This window comes from Paenibacillus sp. An7, from assembly GCF_009870785.1.
Lineage (GTDB): Bacteria > Bacillota > Bacilli > Paenibacillales > Paenibacillaceae > Paenibacillus.
Map to the genome: position 1 here is coordinate 1 of NZ_WTWX01000097.1, position 337 is coordinate 337.

The 337-nt window shown below is 36.2% G+C and carries 1 protein-coding gene; it reads right to left on the minus strand.

Annotated elements, in window-relative coordinates; translation table 11 throughout:
* On the minus strand, window positions 1-337 hold a 337-nt coding region (locus tag GQY27_RS21300; RefSeq protein ID WP_160037255.1), incomplete at both ends, for an IS110 family transposase.

Here is a 337-nt window from a genome sequence, read left to right on the forward strand (position 1 = left end):
ACACCAAATATGAAGTCGGAAACTCATTTAAAAATTGAAGTGAAATGTTAGAATATATGTCCCCGAAAACACCTTTGTACGTAGGGAAAACTTGATCAAGCACAGCTTGAAACTGTAGTTTAATCTGTACACACATCCTTGAAAGAGACTCATATTGTCTTGTTAGATAACGCAAATTAAGCAGTTGAACACCTCTTTTTTTATAGGGCTCAAATTCTTCTTTATAGTACAACTCTCCAAGCAAATAGGCATCAGCAGCATCTGTTTTCACCTTACGAAGGCTGGACTTTCTAAGCCGATTTGAGATGAGCGGATTAATGACAATGTACAAATAATG